The sequence below is a fragment of the Streptomyces adelaidensis genome (genome assembly GCF_016598475.1).
GTDB lineage: Bacteria > Actinomycetota > Actinomycetes > Streptomycetales > Streptomycetaceae > Streptomyces > Streptomyces adelaidensis.
Genome location: NZ_JAEMUX010000306.1, coordinates 1 through 479, shown reverse-complemented (window position 1 = coordinate 479; position 479 = coordinate 1). Strand labels below are relative to the sequence as shown.

1 protein-coding gene is annotated in these 479 nt (G+C 69.3%); it reads left to right on the top strand.

All coding sequences use genetic code 11. From position 1 onward, the window contains the following. Positions 1-479, top strand: a 479-nt coding sequence (locus I8N67_RS41980; protein ID WP_200309664.1) for a LamG domain-containing protein, incomplete at both ends; no start/stop codon positions are given.

The window sequence follows — 479 nt, the reverse complement described above, 5'->3', positions numbered from 1 at the left end:
CCACCTGCAAGGACAGCACTACCAAGCCGGTCTGCCCGAACGAGTGGGTCCACCTGACCGGGGCCTACGACCCGGCGAACGGGCAGCTCCAGCTGTACGTCAACGGCGAGCTGAAGAAGACCGTCGCTCGCCAGTCCACCTGGTCGGCCCGCGGAGCCCTGCAGATCGGCCGGTCGGTGGCCAAGTACGGCTACAGCCGCCACTTCACCGGCGACATCGCCGAGGTCCGGGCCTACGACCGGCTCACCCCGGCCGCCGAGATCAAGTCGATGCTCACGGTGAAGCCGGCCCGCAAGGGTTACTGGCCCCTCGACACGGCCGCCTCCGGCACAAGCCCGGACCTCGTGGGAGGCCGCGCCCTGACACTGGGCGGCGGCGCCAGCCTCTTCCAGCAGAAGTCCGAGGAGGTCATCGAGGGACCGTATCCGCTGGTCACCTCCATGAGTGAGCAGGGAGCAGTGCCGGGCGGCGACCTGGTA